Below are 17484 nucleotides of genomic sequence, written 5' to 3'. Positions count from 1 at the left end.
CGGGACCATGGAGCGGGTCGGCGTCCGCCGGTGGGGTTTTCCCCACCGGCGGGGAGAGGCGGGCCGGGGAGACGGGTGAGGAGGCGGCCGGGGAGCGCCTCGGCCGCCGGTCCGGAGCGAGCCGGAGAGCCGGAGAGCCGGAAGGGAACCGCCGGGCCGGGCGGGCCGGTCGGGCGCGCTCAGCCCACCGGCCGCTCGCGCCACGGCAGTTCGGCCGTCACCGTGGTCGGCCCGCCCGGCGGCGAGTCCAGGACGAACAGCCCGTCCACGGCCTCCAGCCGCTCCGCCAGCCCGGTCAGGCCGCTGCCCCCGTCCGGGCTCGCGCCGCCCTTGCCGTCGTCCCGCACCTGGACCAGCAGCCGGTCGCCGCTCCGCCACATCTCCACCCGGGCCGTCCGCGCTCCGCTGTGTTTGCTGATGTTCTGGAGGAGTTCGGAGACGGTGAAGTAGGCGATGCCTTCGATGGCGGGTGCGGGGCGGTGGGGAGGTCGGTGGTGACGGTGACGGGGACGGTGCAGCGGGCGGCGAGGTGGGAGAGGGCGGGGCCGAGTCCGCGGTCGGTGAGGATGGCGGGGTGGATGCCGCGGGCGAGGTCGCGGAGTTCGCGGAGGGCGGTTTTCACTTCGCCGTGGGCTTCGTCGACCATTTTGGCGGCGGCTTGGGGGTCTTCGAGGAGTTTTTCCTTGGCGAGGCCGAGGTCCATGGCGAGGGCGACGAGGCGGGCCTGTGCTCCGTCGTGCAGGTCGCGTTCGATGCGGCGCAGGTCGGCGGCGGCCGTGTCCACGACCCTCCCCCGGCCCGACTCCAGTTCGGCGATGCGCCGCTCCAGTTCGTCCGAGGGTGACAGCAGCCCCCGCACCATCGCCCGGTCACCGTGCGTCAGCAACCGCGCCGTCCACCCCAGAACGGGCCAGGCGGCGAAGAGCGAGACGAGGGTGACGGTGAAGGTGAGCACCCCCCACGGCAGCCTGATCAGCGAGTACAGCACGGTCCGCCAGCCCACCGGGTCCTTCAGGCTGCTCCACAGCCAGGGGAAGAAACCGCCGTGCGCGCGGCCGCGGATGGGGCTGGGCTCCTCGACCGGCAGGGCCAGCAGCACCCGTGCGCGGGCCCGCTCCAGCTTGCCGAACTGGCGTGCTCCCAGAAGCCCGAGGGCCAGCATCGGCAGACCGATCACCGTCACCGAGAGCGCCGCGCCCGCGTACAGCCACACCGACACATAGGTGAACCCCGCGACGCCCAGCGGCAGATTGGCGAGGAGATGCGCGATCTCCCGCCAGGTCTGCGCCCCGTACGCGAAGCCGGGCGACGGGAGCCGCTCGCCCTCTCCCGGGTCCGCCGGGGCGCGGCCCGTGCGGCCCGCGCGGCCGCGTCCGTCCGTCCGGCCCGTCCCGTCCGCGCGTCCTCCCCGCGGCCCGGGGCGGCCGGCGGCGCGGGGAGCGGAACTCTCGGTCATGCGCTCAGCCTGCCGGAGGGAGGGGCCCGCGCCATGGGGACGCCCGGGGGCCGGGGTGGGGACAACCCACCGTTCCCCCACCAGGTGCGGTACGGGCTGCTCACACGCGGGCGGGCAGGGCCTAGACTCCCTGCGTACAGATCGTCGGACGGACGGCCGGGAGGGCGCCCGTGCGGACGTCGTGAAGAGAGTGTGGACGGCGTCGGGCAGACGTTCGGACGACGTGGAGAGAACGCAGCCGAGTAACGAGGGGCGGACGTGCTGGAGCCGACCGTACGCACGGCACCTGTCCAGTTGGCGGCGGATTACTTCGAGGGCTACGCGGTCGTCGGCGTGCTCGCCGCCGTCGGGGTGCTCTTCGTCGTCGTGGCGTTCACGGCCGGGCGGTTGCTCCGGCCGGTGGTGCCGACACCGGAGAAGCTGCTGACGTACGAGTGCGGGGTCGACCCCGTGGGCGAGGGCTGGGCGCACACCCAGGTCCGCTACTACGTCTACGCCTTCCTGTACGTGATCTTCGCCGTGGACTCGATCTTCCTGTTCCCGTGGGCGACGGTCTTCGCCGCGCCGGGCTTCGGCGGCGTCACGCTGGTGGAGATGTTCGTCTTCCTCGGCTTCCTCGCCGTCGGCCTGCTGTACGCCTGGAAGAAGGGCGTCCTGGAATGGACGTGACGAACACGACCGACGGCCCCGGCGAGCACGGAGTCCCCGCCGAGCACGGAGTCCCCGCCGGCCCCGAGTTCCTGCCGGAGCCGCGCCGTCTCGGGGTGCTCTCCCGGCTCGCGCCCGAGCCGATGAAGGTGGTCCTCAACTGGGGCCGCCGCTACAGCCTCTGGGTCTTCAACTTCGGACTCGCCTGCTGCGCGATCGAGTTCATCGCCGCGTCGATGGCCCGGCACGACTTCATCCGGCTCGGCGTGATCCCCTTCGCGCCCGGCCCGCGCCAGGCCGACCTGATGGTGGTCTCCGGCACGGTCACCGACAAGATGGCGCCCGCGGTCCGCCGGTTGTACGAACAGATGCCCGAGCCGAAATACGTCATCTCCTTCGGCGCCTGCTCCAACTGCGGCGGCCCGTACTGGGACTCGTACTCGGTGACGAAGGGCGTGGACCAGATCATCCCCGTCGACGTCTACGTCCCCGGCTGCCCGCCCCGGCCGGAGGCGCTGCTCCAGGGCATCCTCAAGCTCCAGGAGAAGATCGCGCGGGAGTCGCTGGGCGAGCGGTACGGACCCGGAACCGGGCCGGCCGCCGGGCGCCGCCCCACGGCGGCCCAGCTCCGCAGCGGACCGGTCCAGGCACCGCCCGGCCCCGCGGGGGACGGTACGGACCCCGGCGCGGGAGCGGGCGCCACGGCCGAGCCCACCCCGGCGGCAGCGGCGGCGGAGACGGCCGCCGGCGAACCGCGCTCCGGCGGCGGCACCGCTGCCAACACCACCCGCCCGAGCCGCCCGCCGACCGCCCGTCCACCACCTCCCCGGCGGACGAGAGTCCGGCGGCCGGACCCGGGCACCCCGGCAGCGCACCGAAGCCGCCGGCCGCCCCCGAGGAGGGCGACCGATGACCGAGCCGAACCGGCCCGACGAGACCGCCAGGCCCGACGAGGCCGACGGCGGCGCCGCCGGACAGCCGCCCGTCGGCTGGCTGCCCGGGGCCGCCGAAGAACTGTTCGGCGCCGGGGCGACGGCCTCGGACGCCTACGACCTGCTCACCGTCGATGTGCCGGCCGCCTCCTGGGTGCTCGCCCTGGAGATCGCCCGGGACGCGCTCCGCTGCACGTACTTCGACTGGCTGAGCGCCGTGGACGAGCCCGGCACCGGCTTCCGGGTGGCCGCGCACCTCGTCTCCCTGCCCGACGCCGCCTCCGGCACGGGCGTGCGGCGGCTGCTCGTCCGGACGACCGTCGCGCACGACGCCGCCGAACTGCCCACCGCCACCGGCGTGTACGCGGGCGCGGCCTGGCACGAGCGCGAGACGCACGAGATGTTCGGCATCGGCTTCACGGGCCACTCCGGACTGGAGAAGCTGCTGCTCCCCGAGAACTTCGAGGGGCACCCGCTGCGCAAGGACTTCGTCCTGGCGGCCCGGGTCGCCAAGGCGTGGCCGGGAGCCAAGGAGCCCGGCGAGTCCGGGCACGGCGGGCCCAAGCGGCGGCAGATGCTGCCGCCGGGCGTGCCGGACCCGAACGAGTGGGGTCCGCTGAAGGGCCAGTTGCCCCCGGCGCCCACCCGCGCCGCCCGCGGTGCGCGGGCGGCCGGTGCGGCGGGCCGGGCCGGTGCGGCGGGCGCCGCCGCCCCGGCGGGCGCGGCCGAGCGCAGGCCGCGCCGGGCCCGCAGCGCGAGCGCGGGCTCCGCGAGCCAGCGGGCGGCGGAGCGGGAGGGAACGCCCCCGGACGGCGCGGCGGCCCCGCCCGCGGCGGGAACGGATGAGCCCGCCCGGGACACCGGCACGCCGGAGAGCGGCCCGCGCGACAGCGGCCCGCGCGAGACCGGACGCGCGGCCGGGAAGCGCCCGGCGGGGGAGTCCGCCGGGCGGAAGCCGGCGCCGCGCTCCCCGGACGCGCCCTGGCTCAACCCCGGCCCGGCTCCCGCGGAGCCGCAGCCGCCGGGCGGCGAGGGCACGACCGGCGAGGGCACGGCCGGCGGTGCCGCGGCCGGAGGCGGCGGCGACTCCGGGGCGGCCACGGGAACCGGGAAGACGGCCGGTTCCACGGAGGCGGACCCCGGCAGCGCTGGGACCCCGGATTCCGGCGGGGGACCCGGCCGGAGCCCCGAAGACGGGACCGGCCGTGAACCCGGGCGCGGGGAGTCCGGTCACGGGAAGCCCGACCACGGCGAGCACGGGCGGGATCCCGGCCGGGCACCCCGCCCCGACTCCGACTCCGACTCCGCGGGAGGCGACTCGTGAGCGACGTGCTCGACGTCGTATGGCGGCTGCTCGCGGTCTTCCTGGCGTTCCTCGTCCTGCCGCTCGTGGTCGGCCAGACCGAACACAAGGTCATGGCCCATATGCAGGGCCGGCTCGGCCCGATGTACGCGGGCGGCTTCCACGGCTGGGCCCAACTGGTCGCGGACGGCGTCAAGTTCGCGCAGAAGGAGGACATCGTCCCGGCGCGGGCCGACCGGCGCGTCTTCCAGCTCGCGCCCGCCGTCGCGCTGCTGCCGTATCTGCTGGTGCTGGTCGCCATCCCGATCGGTCCGGGGGACGCCGTCGGCCAGTCCCTGGACGCGGGAATCTTCTTCGTGCTGGCGGTGCTGGGCGTCGGCGTGCTCGGCTCGCTGATGGGCGGCTGGGCGTCGGCGAACAAGTTCTCGCTGCTCGGCGGGCTCCGCACGGCCGCCCAGCTGCTGGCGTACGAGCTGCCGATGCTGCTGGCCGCCGCCTCCGTGGCGATGGCCGCCGGGACGGTGTCGCTCACCGGCATCGTGGACGGCTTCCAGTGGTGGTGGGTGCCGTGGCAGATCACCGGCGCGCTGGTGTTCTTCACGGCCGGGCTCGCGGAGCTGCAGCGGCCGCCGTTCGACATGCCGGTGGCCGACTCCGAGATCATCTTCGGCGCGTACACCGAGTACACCGGTCTGCGCTTCGCGCTGTTCCTGCTCGCCGAGTACGCGGGGATCGTCGTGCTCTGCGCGCTGACCGCCGTGCTCTTCCTCGGTGGCTGGCACGGGCCGTTCGCGGCCGACGGACTCGGCTGGGTCTGGACCCTGCTCAAGGCCGGGCTGCTCGCGTTCGTCGTCGTCTGGCTGCGGGTCAGCTACCCGAGGCTCCGCGAGGACCAGTTGCAGAAGCTCGCCTGGACCGTGCTCGTCCCGCTCGCGCTCGCGCAGATCGCGCTCACCGGTGTCGTCAAGGTGGTGATTTCCTGATGTCCCCCATGCCGGGCAGCGGCCTCGCCAAGGGGCTGGCCGTGACACTGCGGACGATGACGCGGCGCGCGCACACCGCCCGTTACCCGGATGTGCAGCCCGAACTGCCGCCGCGCTCGCGCGGTGTGATCGGGCTGTTCGAGGAGAACTGCACGGTCTGCATGCTCTGCGCCCGGGAGTGCCCGGACTGGTGCATCTACATCGACTCGCACAAGGAGACGGTGCCCCCGGCCGCGCCGGGAGGGCGTGAACGCAGCCGCAATGTGCTCGACCGGTTCGCCATCGACTTCGCGCTCTGCATGTACTGCGGCATCTGCATCGAGGTCTGCCCCTTCGACGCGCTGTTCTGGTCACCGGAGTTCGAGTACGCCGAGACCGACATCCTCGAACTCACCCACGAGCGCGACAAGCTCCGCGAGTGGATGTGGACGGTGCCCGCTCCGCCCGCGCTCGACGCGGCGGCCGAGGAACCGAAGGAGATCGCGGCGGCCCGCAAGACCGCCGACAAGATCGCGGCGGCCGAGCAGGCGGCCGGACAGCAGCCGGGGCAGCCGGAGCAGCGGCGGGAGGGCGGCGCATGACCGGGACCGGTCCGGCGCTTCTCGCCGCCGGAACCCTGGCCGCCTCCGAGCAGACCCGGGGCTTCCTGTCGACCTCCGGCGTGGAGATCGCCTTCCTGCTGGTCGGCCTGGTCACCCTGGGCGCGGCCGTCGTCACCGTCACCACCCGGCAACTGGTGCACGCCGCACTCTGGCTGGTGGTGGCGCTCGGCGGACTGGCCATCGAGTACCTGCTGCTGACGGCCGAGTTCATCGCCTGGGTGCAGGTGCTGATCTACGTGGGCTCGGTGGTGGTCCTGCTGCTCTTCGGGCTGATGCTGACCAGGGCGCCCATCGGCCGTTCCCCGGACGCGGATTCGGGCAACCGCCCGGTCGCCCTGGCGGTGGCGTCGGTGGCCGCGGTGACCCTGGTCTGGGTGGTCGTGGACGCCTTCCGCACCACCTGGATCGACCTCGGCGGGCCCGCGCGGGGCAGCACGGAGGCCTCCGGCCGGATGCTGTTCAGCCACTGGGTGCTGCCGTTCGAGGCGCTGTCCGTGCTGCTGCTCGCCGCCCTCGTCGGGGCGATCGTCCTCTCCCGCAGAAACGGCACCCCGGCCACTCCGCCGGCCGGTCCCGGCACCCCGCCCCCGGGCCGGCCCGGAGACACCACCGGCAGTGGCGGCGGCGCCGGCGGCAGTGCCGGCAGCACGCGGGGCAGCAGCGCCGGGAACGGCAGCGGCACCGGCCGGAACGGCGACCGGGACGACAAGGAGCAGGGCTGATGCATCTCGCCTATCCCGCCGTGCTGGCCGCCCTCCTCTTCTGCACCGGCCTCTACGGGGTCCTTGCCCGGCGCAACGCGATCCTGGTCCTGATGTCGGTCGAGCTGATGCTCAACGCCGTCAACCTCAACCTGGTCGCCTTCGACGTCTGGCTCCGCGACACCCTGCACGCCGGGCAGGCGCTGACCCTCTTCACCATCACCATCGCCGCCGCAGAGATCGGCATCGGCCTCGCCATCGTCCTCCTCGTGTACCGCAACCGGGGCGGCTCCGACATCGACCGGCTCCGGGACACCGCCGAACCCGGCGGACCCGGCCCGGGCACCGACCCGGACGGGACCGCCGCGGCGGCGGACGGCACTCAGCAGGCACCGGAACAGAAGGCAGAGGCCGCCGCGTGACGACCACGACCCTTGCCGTCCTCGTCCCCCTCCTGCCGTTCCTCGGCGCCGCGGCGATCCTGCTCACCGGCCGGCGGGCCCCCGGCTTCGTGCAGCCCCTCGCCGTGCTGCCGACCCTCGCGGCCGCGATCCTGGCCGGGTTCACCGCCGTGCGCCAGGGCGGCGGCGAGGCCCTGGACGCCGGGACCCGGCTGACGCCCACCGGATCCGTCCCGATCGATCTCGCCCTGCACCTGGACGGGTTCGCGGTGCTGGTCGCCGTGCTCGTCGGCACCGTCGCCACCTGTGTGCAGCTCTACTCGACCGGCTACCTCCGGGACGACCCCCGCTACGCCTCCTACGCCGCCCTGGTCTCCCTCTTCACCGCCGCGATGCTGCTCGTCGTCTACTCCGGCGATCTGATGGTGCTGCTGGTCGGCTGGGAGATCATGGGCATCTGCTCGTACTTCCTGGTCGGCCACTACTGGGAGACGGAGGCCGCCCGCGCCGCCTCCCTCAAGGCGTTCCTCGTCACCAAGCTCGGTGATGTCCCCCTCCTCATCGGCCTGTTCGCGCTCGCCGACGAGGCCGGCACCTTCCGCATCAGCGGCATCCTCACCACGGCCTCCTCCGGTGACGGGCTCGCCCATCCCACCCTGATCGCGCTGCTGCTGCTGGCGGGCGTGGCGGGCAAGTCCGCGCAGTTCCCGCTCCACACCTGGCTGCCCGACGCGATGGCCGGCCCCACGCCGGTCTCCGCGCTGATCCACGCCGCGACGATGGTCGCCGCCGGTGTCTACTTCGTCGCCCGGCTGCTGCCGGTCTTCACCTCCTCCGCCGTCGCGCTCGTCGTTCTCGGGCTGATGGCCGCCGTGACGATGGCCGGCTCCGCGCTCGCCGCGCTCGCCCAGGACGACATCAAACGCGTCCTCGCCTACTCCACCCTCGGCCAGCTCGGCTACATGACCGGGGCCCTGGCCGTCGGCGAGCGGGGTGCCGCCGTCTTCCACCTCCTCACCCACGGCGCGTTCAAGGCCCTCCTCTTCCTCGGCGCGGGCGTGCTCATCCACGTCGCCGGGACGAACTCGCTCGCCGCCATGTCCCGTATGCCGGAGCTGCGCCGACGCGCGCCCGACGCGTTCTGGACGATGACGGTCGCGCTGCTGGCCCTGGCCGCCGTCCCGCCGTTCAGTGGCTTCTTCTCCAAGGAGGCCGTGCTGGGCGCCGCCGAACACACCGCCCTCGGCGCCACCCCGGGCATCCCGGCCGCCGCGGGCTGGATCGTGCTCGCCGCCGGCCTGCTCACCGCCCTCCTCACCGCCGCCTACGCCACCCGTCTCTGGCTCCTCATGGGCGTCCCCGGCGCCCGCGCGTCCGCCGCCGCCCCGGACACGGCCTCGGCCGTCCCGGACTCCACCCCGGCCGCGGGCCGTGGCGCGGTGCTGGCCGCGGCCGCCGTACCGGACGATGGCGAGGACCCGCCGCCCGGGACCGCCGGCGCCCCCGGTCCCGCCCCGGTGCCCCGCACCACGGCCGTACGCCCGTGGTCATGAACGCCGTGCTCTGGGTGCTGTTCCTCCCCGCGGCCGGGCTCGGCGCCGCCGTGGGGTGGCTGCCCCGCTGGTTCGACGGCGACTCGCTCGCCCCGACCCTGGTCACCTCCGTCCTCGGTACCGGTCTCGCCCTCGTCGGCATCCTCCTCACCTACGCCACCTGGCGGCACACCACCGCGCTGGCCCGCCCGGCGGTCCGCCCCTTCCCGGCGGCGGCCGTGCCGGCGCACCCCGGGACCGGGGAGCCCGCCCGCTCCGAGGCGGAGGCCATCGCCACCCACGAACCGGCCTACGGGGACATCGCCTCCGCCCCCGACCCCGCCGACCCCGGACGGCTCCTCCTCGGCCCGCTGCACCGCCACGCCGCCGCCGGCTTCCACCTCGACCGGCTCTACTCCGCGGTCTTCGTCCGCCCCGTCCGCGCCGCCGCACGCCTGGTGGGCTTCCTCGACCGCGAGGTCGTCGAGACCTACGTCCGCGGTGCCGCCGCCGGACCGGGCCTCCTGGGCGCCGCCGTCCGCCGTGCCCAGACCGGCAATGTGCAGACCTATCTGGGCGCCCTGCTCGCGGGCTCCGTCGTCTTGGCCGTAGCCGCCGTCCTCGTCGCCACCGGAACCGGAGCGTGACCCGTGAGTGGCCTGCTCAATGACACCGTGATGCGGTACCTCCTCGTCGCGATCGTCCTTCTCCCCCTGCTCGGCTCCGCCGCCGCCCTGCTCCCCGCGCCCCCCGGACTCAGGGGCCGCGACCCGGAACAGGCCGTGCTCCGCCACGGCGTCACCGTCACGGGCGCCGTCCTGCTACTGTCCATCGCCCTGGCCGCGGGCTTCGACCGCGGTGACCCGGCGCGCATGCAGGCCACCACGGACGTCAGCTGGATCCCCGCCCTGGACACCCGGATCCACCTGGGCGTCGACGGTGTCTCGCTCCCCCTTCTCGTGCTGACCTCGCTGCTGACCTTCCTCTGCGCGGTCCACGCCTACTACCGCGGGCCCGGCGGAACCCCGGACGCCTCCGCCACTTCCGCTCCCTCCGGCACTTCCGCCGCTTCCTCTGCTTCCTCTGCTTCCGCCAAGGGGTATGTGGCGCTGCTCCTCCTCCTGGAGGGCGGCACCCTCGCCACCTTCGCCGTCCTCGACCTCCTCCTCTTCTTCCTGGCCTTCGAGACCGTCCTCATCCCGATGTACTTCCTCATCGCCCGCTGGGGCGGCGAGGGCCGGGAACGGGCGGCCTGGAAGTTCATCCTCTACACGCTGCTCGGCTCCGTCGTGATGCTGCTCGGCCTCCTCCTCCTCGGACTCCGCGGCGGCACGTTCGACATGGTGGCACTCGCCACTGACAACGGGTCGTCGATCGGTCACACCACGCAACTGATCGCGGTCCTCGCCATCGGCATCGGCCTCGCCGTGAAGACCCCGATGTGGCCGCTGCACAGCTGGCTCCCCGACGCCCACACCGCCGCCCCCACCACCGGCTCGGTGCTCCTCGCCGGCGTCCTGCTGAAGATGGGCACCTACGGCTTCGTGCGCATCGCGCTCCCCATCGCCCCCGACGGGATGCTGACCCTCGCCCCGTATCTGGCCGCCTTCGCCGCCGCCGGCATCGTCTACGGGTCCCTGGCCTGCCTGGCCCTGGCACGCAGCGGTGCGGGCGGCGACCTGAAACGCCTGATCGCCTACTCCTCCGTCGGCCACATGGGCTTCGTGCTGCTCGGCATCGCCACCCTCACCCCCACCGGCGTCAACGGCGCCCTGTTCGCCAACGTCGCCCACGGCCTGATCACCGGCCTCCTCTTCTTCCTCGTCGGCGCGGTCAAGGAGCGCTACGGCACCGCCGACCTGGACCGTCTCGCCGGCGTCTCCGGGGGCGCCCTCTACGGCCGCGCCCCCCGCCTCGGCGGGCTGCTCGCCTTCGCCGCCGTCGCCTCCCTCGGCCTCCCCGGACTCGCGGGATTCTGGGGCGAGATGCTGACCCTGTTCGGGGCCTTCCGGCCCGCCGAGGGACTGAGCCGCCCCGCCTTCCTCGTCTTCATGTCGGTGGGGGCCTTCGGCACCCTGCTCACCGCCGCGTACCTGCTCGTCGTCGTCCGCCGCGTCTGCATGGGCGACGGGCCCGACGGCGGCGAGGCCGCGCCCGCCGTGTTCACCGACGTCCGGGGCCACGAGTTCGCCGCCTGGACCCCGCTCGTCGTCCTCACCGTCCTCGCCGGCCTCTGGCCCGCCGTCCTCCTCGGCCTGACCGATCCGGCCGTGCAGACGCTCCTGACCGGAGGCAGCCGATGACCTCCCTCGTCCAGTCCGTCGACTGGCTCGCGATCGCCCCGCCCGCCATCGCCGCCGGTGCCGCCCTGGTGGTGCTCGTCGCCGACCTCTTCCTCTCCGAGCGCCGCAAGCCGCTGCTCGGTGCCCTCGCGCTCGCGGGCCTCGTCCTCGCGGCGCTGTCGCTGCTGCCGCTGCTCGACGGCGACCGGCGCACCTTCTGCCTCACCACCGCGCCGGACACCTGCAGTTACGCGGCCGACCCGTTCGCGCTCGCCATCCAGTTCCTCGTGCTGGGCGGGGCGCTGCTGACGGCCCTGCTGTCCGTGCACACCGTCCGGGACCTCGGCCTCCCCGCCGGCGAGTACTGGTTCCTGCTGCTCGCCTCGGCCGCCGGTGCCGCCCTGCTCCCCGCCTCGCGCGATCTGGCGACGCTGGTCGTCGCCCTGGAGGTCGCCTCCCTGCCCGCCTTCGCCCTCGTCGGCCTGCGCCGCGGGAGCCGGCTCTCCTCGGAGGCGGCGCTCAAGTTCTTCCTGTCGTCCGTGGCCGCCACCGCCGTCATGCTGCTCGGCGTGAGTTTCGTCTACGCGGCCACCGGCTCGATGCACCTCTCGCGGGTCGCGGACGGCCTCGACGCGGTGCCCGCACAGCTGTCCACCCTCGCCACCGCGGGCGTCGCCCTCACCCTCGTCGGCTTCGCCTTCAAGACGGCCGCCGCGCCCTTCCACTTCTGGGTGCCCGACACCTACGTGGGTGCGCCGGTGCCCGTCGCGGGCTATCTGTCGGTGGTCGGCAAGGCGGCAGGGTTCTCCGGGCTGATCCTGGTGACCGTACTGGCGTTCCCCTCGCACGCGGAGGTCTGGGGCCCGGTCGTCGCCGTGCTGGCCGCGCTCACCATGACGGCCGGCAACGCGGCCGCGCTGCGCCAGAACCCCGGCCGCGCGCACAGCGCCGTCCGCCTGCTGGCCTGGTCGTCCGTCGGCCAGGCCGGTTACCTCCTGGTGCCGATCGCCGCCGCCGCGTACACGGACGACCCGAACGACGCCATCGGCACCACCGTCGCCTACGCCCTGATGTACGCGGTGGTGAACCTCGGCGCCTTCGGCGTCACCGCCCTGGTCGTCCGCACGCACCCGGAGGGCCGGATCACCGACTTCCGGGGCCTGTGGGCCGCCCGGCCGCTGGCCGCGCTGTCCCTCGGCTTCTTCCTGCTCGCCCTCGCGGGGCTGCCGCCGGGGATCATCGGGCTCTTCGCCAAGGTGGCGGTCTTCTCGGCGGCGGTCGAGGCCGGGCTCGGCTGGCTCGCGGTCGTCATGGCCGTGAACGTCGTGATCGCGCTCTACTACTACCTCCGCTGGACGGCCGTCCTCTTCCGCGCCCCCGCCCCGGAGCCGACCGCGGAGCCGGTCCCGGCCGGGGCTCCGGGGGGTACGGCGGAGCCGGCGGCCGCGGCGGCCCCGGAGCCTGCTGCCGGTGGGCCCGCGGCCACCCCGGCCACCGCTTCCGCCGCCGCGCCGGCCGTCACACCGGCCCGGCCGTCGAGGGCTCCGGCTCCCCTCGCCGCCGCCATCGGCCTCGCCGCCGTCCTGGGCGTCGCTCTCTCCGGCGCACCGCAGCTCGTCCTGCGCTTCGCCACCGCCGCCCTGCTGTGAGCTGACGCAGACCCGCCCGGCCCCGCCCGGCACGGCAGGCGGGTGGGACGCGGCCGCCCCCGCACGGCCCCGCGCGGGCAGCGCACGGCAGCCGCGCGGGCCACCGGCCGCCACGCCGGCAGACCCGGCGGCCCGGCGCCCGTACGGCCCTCTCCGGCGCGTCCCGGAGCGGCCGTGAAGGGCTCCGCACGCCCGGGCACCGGGCTGTCCGTCCTGCTCCCCGGGGGCGCACGCCGGAGCGCGCTCCCCGCGGTCACGGGCCCGGAGAGCCGCGGTCCCGGGCGGCCGGACGCCCCCGCGCTTGCCCGGCGGTGCCCGTGCACCCCCGCGGCCACCTGGGAACTCACCACCCCCGCCCGGCGTTGACCGGGAAGGACAGGGGCCACTGGAAGGTGGAGCACAGAGCGGCAAGTTCCCCACCACAGCACCAGGAGGGCGTACCGTGCACCGCCGGCACAACGGGCTGAAGACCGCCGTACTCCTCGGCGCGCTGTCGGCACTGATCATCGCCATCGGTGGCCTCTTCGGCCGTACGGGCCTCGCCGTCGCGGTGCTCGTGGCGCTCGGTACCAACGCCTACGCGTACTGGAACAGCGACAAGCTCGCCCTGCGCGCGATGCGGGCCCGGCCCGTGAGCGAGTTCGAGGCCCCGCAGCTCTACCGCATCGTCCGTGAACTCTCCACCGCCGCACGGCAGCCCATGCCGCGGCTCTACATCTCCCCGACCCAGGCACCGAACGCGTTTGCAACCGGCCGCAATCCGCGCCATGCGGCCGTCTGCTGCACCGACGGGATCCTCCGCATCCTCACCGAGCGCGAGCTGCGCGGCGTCCTCGGCCATGAGCTGAGCCACGTCTACAACCGCGACATCCTGATCTCCTCGGTCGCCGGTGCCCTCGCCTCCGTCGTGATGTTCCTGGTGAACTTCGCCTGGCTGATCCCGTTCGGCCGCACCGACGACGACGAGGGCCCCGGCCTCTTCGGCTTCCTGCTGATCATGCTGTTGGGCCCGCTCGCGGCCTCCCTCATCCAGCTCGCGGTCAGCCGGTCCCGCGAGTACGAGGCCGACGCGTCGGGCGCCGGGATGACCGGTGACCCGCTGGCCCTGGCCAGCGCCCTCCGCAAGCTCGACGCGGGGACGAAGCAGCTGCCGCTGCCACCCGAACCGCGCCTGGAGACGGCGAGCCACATGATGATCGTCAACCCGTTCCGCCCCGGCACGGTGTCGAAACTCTTCTCGACCCATCCGCCGATGGCCGAGCGCGTGGCCCGGCTGGAGCGCATGGCGGGCGGCCGCTGACGGGCCGCCCGCCCCCGCCCCGCGCGCCCGGATCCCGGTGCCACATCCCCAAGCGCACACCGAGGCCGGAGCGGAGGCGGGAATCCGCGAAGACGCCCACCCCGCGAGCGGGCCCGGGCGGCACCGGCCCGCTCCCCGCGCGTACCGATGAGCCGGACCCCGGGAACGTCCTGGGACGAGCCGCCCGGCCCGCCCGGGGAGCCGTGCGTTCCGGTCCCGGAGACCCCGGCTCTCTGCCCGGAGCGCGGGCAACCTCCGACGCCGGAACCGGAACGGCGGAACCGGGACGGCGGCCGGTGCCCTGCTCCGTCCCTCCGCCGCCACCGCAATCGGCCGGTCGCGGGCCTGCGCCGGGTCCCTGCAGCGGCCGTGGCTACAGGACGCGGGGGCAGCCGGACGGCCGGGCCCGGCGGCGAACGGGCATGACCGGCTGCCCCGCCGTGGAGGGTCGCCCTTTTTCGCGTGGATGACCCCGGCGTACGATCCCGAATTGCGCCGCGCTGCCCCGTAACTCCGTACGGGCCGCGACAGGCCGGGAGAAGTCGCACCGCGTACTCGGCGCCGCGGCCGCGCCGCCGGCACCGGTTCCGGGGCGCCTCTTCCACGCCCCGCTCGACCGCGATCGCGACTGCCACCGCCACCGCCACCGAAGGAAGTTTCAGCTGATGACACTGATACGGCGGCTCACCCGTTTGTCCCGCGCCGCCCGCCCCGCGGCCTCCGCGCCACCGCCCGCCCCGGCCCCGCCGCAGGCCGCCGGGAACCCCGATGGCGACGCACCTCTCCCGTCCCCGGGCTCCGGGGCGGCGGACTGCTCGCCGCCGCCACCGCGGCCGTCCTGTTCAGCGCCTCCGGCGCGGCCGCCGCCGACTGCGCGGACGGAGCGGACGGCGGCAAGTCCGGCCGGGGCACCACCTATTACGTCTCCCTCGGAGACTCCCTCGCCTCCGGCTACCAGCCGGATGCCGGCAAGGACACGGACGTCGCCTACACCGACAAGCTGTTCGAGACCCTCAAGAAGAGCAACCCCGGTCTCGAACACATACGCCTCGGCTGCTCCGGGGAGACCACCGAGACGTTCATCAGCGGCGGCAAGTGCGACTACCCCGACGCGTCCTCCCAACTCGACGCCGCCCTCCAGGCCCTGTACGAGCACAAGGGCAGCGTCGCGTACGTGACCATCGACATCGGCGCCAACGACATCAGGGCCTGCTCCGGCGCCACCGGCGCCATCGACCCCGGCTGCATGGCCGAGGCGTCCCGGACCATCGGCACCAACCTCACCGAGATCACCGGCAAGCTCCGCAAGGCCGGTTCGGCGAGCACCCAGTACGCGGGCATGACGTACTACAACCCGTTCCTGGCCGCCTGGCTCCTCGGCGAGTCCGGGCAGCAGACCGCCAAGAGCTCGGCCGCCGTCGTCAAGGCGGGCAACGAGGCCATCGCCGGGGTCTACCGCACCGCCGACTACAAGGTCGCCGATGTGGCCGCCGCCTTCGGCTCGGACGACTTCGACACCCGCGTCGAACTGCCAGGCATGGGGTCGGTGCCCGCCAACGTCGCCAGGATCTGCGAGCTGACCTGGCAGTGCACCCATCAGGACATCCACGCCAACGCCGCCGGCCACGAGCTGATCGCCGCCACCTTCGCCGGGGTTCTGCCGCGGACCGCGCCCGGCGACGACTGCACGGCCCCGGGCGGGACCCCGTCGGCGGAGCCCTCCGGGGACGGTAACGCCCCGGGCACCGAGACGGACGGCAAGAAGCCCGCCCCGGACGGCACCGACGACGGCAAGGGCGGCGACGACGACAAGGCCGGAACGGCCGGCTCCGGCGAGGACTCCGGACCCGCGCCCGACGGCGGCCTCGCCACCACGGGCTCGTCGAGCACCACCCCGATCGTCGCGGGGGCGGCCGCGCTGGTGCTGGCGGCCGGTACCGGCATGGTCCTCGCGGTACGCCGTCGCGGCGGCCGGTCCGCCGGCAGCGGACCGACGGAGTCGCAGACCGGATGAACGCCAACGCGGCGGTCCTGCCCGTCGAATGACGTGTGGGGGCGCGTCCCGCACACCGAGTGAGCGCGCCGAGGGCGCCCGTGCACCGCGCGGGCGCCCTCCGTACGCACCCCCGCCGCCGTGCCCGCCGTGAGCACCGGCCGGGCAGGGACCGAGCGGGGACCGAGCACAAAAGCGGCACCCCTGGCAGGCTGGAGGGGTGAAGACACTTCTGAACCTGATCTGGCTCGTGCTCTCCGGCTTCTGGCTGGCCCTCGCCTATGTGCTGGCGGGGCTCATCTGCTTCGTCCTGATCATCACGATCCCGTTCGGCATCGCGTCGTTCCGGATCGCGGGCTACGCCCTGTGGCCGTTCGGCAAGACGACCGTCGAGCGGCGTGACGCGGGCGCGGGCTCGCTGATCGGCAACGTCCTCTGGATCCTCTTCGCGGGCTGGTGGCTCGCCCTCGGGCACATCGTCACCGGCCTGGCCCTCTGTGTGACGATCATCGGTATCCCGTTCGGTATCGCCAACTTCAAGATGATCCCGATCTCCCTGATGCCCCTCGGCCGCGAGATCGTCCCCTCGGACCGCCCGTTCGCCACCCGCTGAGGCGGCGGCCGCCGAAGCGGTGACGCGCGGCCGCCCGTATCACCGGCCCGAACCCGCCGCCCGCCCCGGCGTTTCCGGTCAGCGGGGCGGCGGCTCAACTGCCGGAGCCACCGGAAGCCGGAGATTCCGGAGTACCACCCGGACCACCGGCTGAACCGGCCGAACCGGCCGAACCGGAGCGTGCCGCCCCGTCTCCCGGCGCCTGGAGCAGCCGCGGCGAGGCCACGAACCCGTGCCGGCGATATGCCGGGACCGCCCGGGAACTGGAGTGCACCGTCACCCGCTCCAGCCCCGCCTCCCGCGCCAGCTCCCGCAGGGCGTCGATGAGCCGCCCGCCCAGCCCGCGATCCCGCTCCGCCGGTACGACGTACACGCACTGCACATCGCCGGACGCACGTGCCGGCGCCCGCGGGCTCGGTACCCGCCGCACGACCGCCAGCCACGCCATCCCGATGACCTCGGTGCCCCGCAGCACGACGAGACAGCGGTGCGACCCCGCGTTCTCCCGCGCCCAGCCCACGAAGTACCGCAGGAATTCCTCGCGCGTGGTGACGGGCGTCCCCTCGTTCTCCAGCACCCACTCCCACCGCAGCGCGGCGACGGCGGCCAACTCCTCGTCCCGAGCTTCCCGGACGACGACACCGCCGGGAAGGCCGTCCGCCGCCGCGCCGGGACGACCGCCCGCCGTGCCGCGGGCCATGCCGTTCATGCCGTCCGCCGGGGTGCCGTCCATGCCGTCCATGCCCGTCATTCTGACGCACCGTCGGAGCCCGTCCACAGGCCTCACCAGCCACGGAACCCTTCCGCACCCCCGCCGGGGGTTCAGGGTCCCGACAAGGGTTTTCCCCGTATCGGGTCCGCGAGCCCGAACCTACGCTCGGAGAACCGGTCACCGCCTCCCCCTCTGTGGTGACCCGGTCCGGCTGGTCCCCCGCGCTCCGCGATCCCGTCTCCACCCCAACTCCCCAACGGGACACGGGATCGCGGCCCGTGGATCACGATGCGGCGACGCAACGACGCGCGAAGGCGGTGGACGTGTCATGCGGTCGACAGTGCACGGCGGAGCACCCGTCGGACGACCCGGAGCCC

The 17484-nt window shown here is 74.4% G+C and carries 12 protein-coding genes and 3 pseudogenes; 13 read left to right on the top strand and 2 right to left on the bottom strand.

The window, feature by feature from the left end; genetic code table 11:
* Nucleotides 1-179 precede the first annotated feature (179 nt).
* Nucleotides 180-1456, bottom strand: a pseudogene (locus E4N63_RS13425) (sensor histidine kinase).
* A 258-nt stretch (nucleotides 1457-1714) separates the two neighbouring features.
* Between E4N63_RS13425 and E4N63_RS13420 the strand changes: the two are divergent.
* The 13 genes and pseudogenes from E4N63_RS13420 to E4N63_RS13360 all read left to right on the top strand — a co-directional run bounded on the left by E4N63_RS13420 (nucleotide 1715) and on the right by E4N63_RS13360 (nucleotide 16395).
* On the top strand, nucleotides 1715-2125 hold the full coding sequence (locus E4N63_RS13420) for an NADH-quinone oxidoreductase subunit A (RefSeq protein WP_019707791.1): 411 nt from the start codon (nucleotides 1715-1717) through the stop codon (nucleotides 2123-2125).
* A pseudogene (locus E4N63_RS13415) lies at nucleotides 2116-2862 on the top strand (NADH-quinone oxidoreductase subunit B); the annotation flags it as partial. The gene E4N63_RS13420 and the pseudogene E4N63_RS13415, both read left to right, overlap by 10 nt.
* A gap of 151 nt (nucleotides 2863-3013) precedes the next feature.
* Entirely contained in the window at nucleotides 3014-4360 is a 1347-nt protein-coding gene (locus E4N63_RS13410; RefSeq protein WP_230240768.1) for an NADH-quinone oxidoreductase subunit C, read from the top strand.
* Complete coding sequence (locus E4N63_RS13405; RefSeq protein WP_230240766.1) at nucleotides 4357-5322, top strand: complex I subunit 1 family protein; 966 nt, start codon at nucleotides 4357-4359, stop codon at nucleotides 5320-5322. Before E4N63_RS13410 ends, E4N63_RS13405 begins: the two co-directional genes overlap by 4 nt.
* Complete coding sequence (locus E4N63_RS13400; RefSeq protein ID WP_125626566.1) at nucleotides 5322-5903, top strand: NADH-quinone oxidoreductase subunit I; 582 nt, start codon at nucleotides 5322-5324, stop codon at nucleotides 5901-5903. The genes E4N63_RS13405 and E4N63_RS13400 overlap by 1 nt, the downstream gene beginning before the upstream one ends.
* Nucleotides 5900-6646 (top strand): NADH-quinone oxidoreductase subunit J, encoded by a 747-nt coding sequence (locus E4N63_RS13395; protein WP_230240764.1) that lies wholly within the window; start codon nucleotides 5900-5902, stop codon nucleotides 6644-6646. Before E4N63_RS13400 ends, E4N63_RS13395 begins: the two co-directional genes overlap by 4 nt.
* Nucleotides 6646-7047 (top strand): NADH-quinone oxidoreductase subunit NuoK, encoded by a 402-nt coding sequence (gene nuoK, locus E4N63_RS13390; protein ID WP_230240762.1) that lies wholly within the window; start codon nucleotides 6646-6648, stop codon nucleotides 7045-7047. The genes E4N63_RS13395 and nuoK overlap by 1 nt, the downstream gene beginning before the upstream one ends.
* Nucleotides 7044-9205 (top strand): annotated as a pseudogene (locus E4N63_RS31485) (NADH-quinone oxidoreductase subunit L). The gene nuoK and the pseudogene E4N63_RS31485 overlap by 4 nt, the downstream one beginning before the upstream one ends.
* Before the next feature lie 30 nt (nucleotides 9206-9235).
* A complete protein-coding gene (locus E4N63_RS13380; RefSeq protein WP_230242466.1) occupies nucleotides 9236-10861 on the top strand; it encodes a NuoM family protein in 1626 nt (541 codons plus the stop codon).
* Nucleotides 10858-12489 (top strand): NADH-quinone oxidoreductase subunit N, encoded by a 1632-nt coding sequence (locus E4N63_RS13375; RefSeq protein ID WP_230240761.1) that lies wholly within the window; start codon nucleotides 10858-10860, stop codon nucleotides 12487-12489. The genes E4N63_RS13380 and E4N63_RS13375 overlap by 4 nt, the downstream gene beginning before the upstream one ends.
* 442 nt (nucleotides 12490-12931) lie before the next feature.
* Nucleotides 12932-13789, top strand: a complete 858-nt coding sequence (gene htpX / locus E4N63_RS13370) for a zinc metalloprotease HtpX (RefSeq protein WP_228429321.1) — start codon at nucleotides 12932-12934, stop codon at nucleotides 13787-13789.
* Nucleotides 13790-14417: 628 nt separating this feature from the next.
* A complete protein-coding gene (locus E4N63_RS13365; protein WP_308188780.1) occupies nucleotides 14418-15803 on the top strand; it encodes an SGNH/GDSL hydrolase family protein in 1386 nt (461 codons plus the stop codon).
* 199 nt (nucleotides 15804-16002) lie between these two features.
* Nucleotides 16003-16395 (top strand): YccF domain-containing protein, encoded by a 393-nt coding sequence (locus E4N63_RS13360; protein ID WP_125623117.1) that lies wholly within the window; start codon nucleotides 16003-16005, stop codon nucleotides 16393-16395.
* Between the two features lie 94 nt (nucleotides 16396-16489).
* On the opposite strand, the gene E4N63_RS13355 is transcribed toward E4N63_RS13360, so the two are convergent.
* Complete coding sequence (locus E4N63_RS13355) at nucleotides 16490-17137, bottom strand: GNAT family N-acetyltransferase (protein ID WP_230240759.1); 648 nt, start codon at nucleotides 17135-17137, stop codon at nucleotides 16490-16492.
* Nucleotides 17138-17484 lie beyond the last annotated feature (347 nt).

It is taken from the genome of Streptomyces sp. MNU89 (genome assembly GCF_020982505.1).
GTDB lineage: Bacteria > Actinomycetota > Actinomycetes > Streptomycetales > Streptomycetaceae > Streptomyces > Streptomyces xinghaiensis.
Note: the sequence above shows the minus strand (reverse complement) of the source record. Positions and strands in the feature narration are given on the sequence as shown.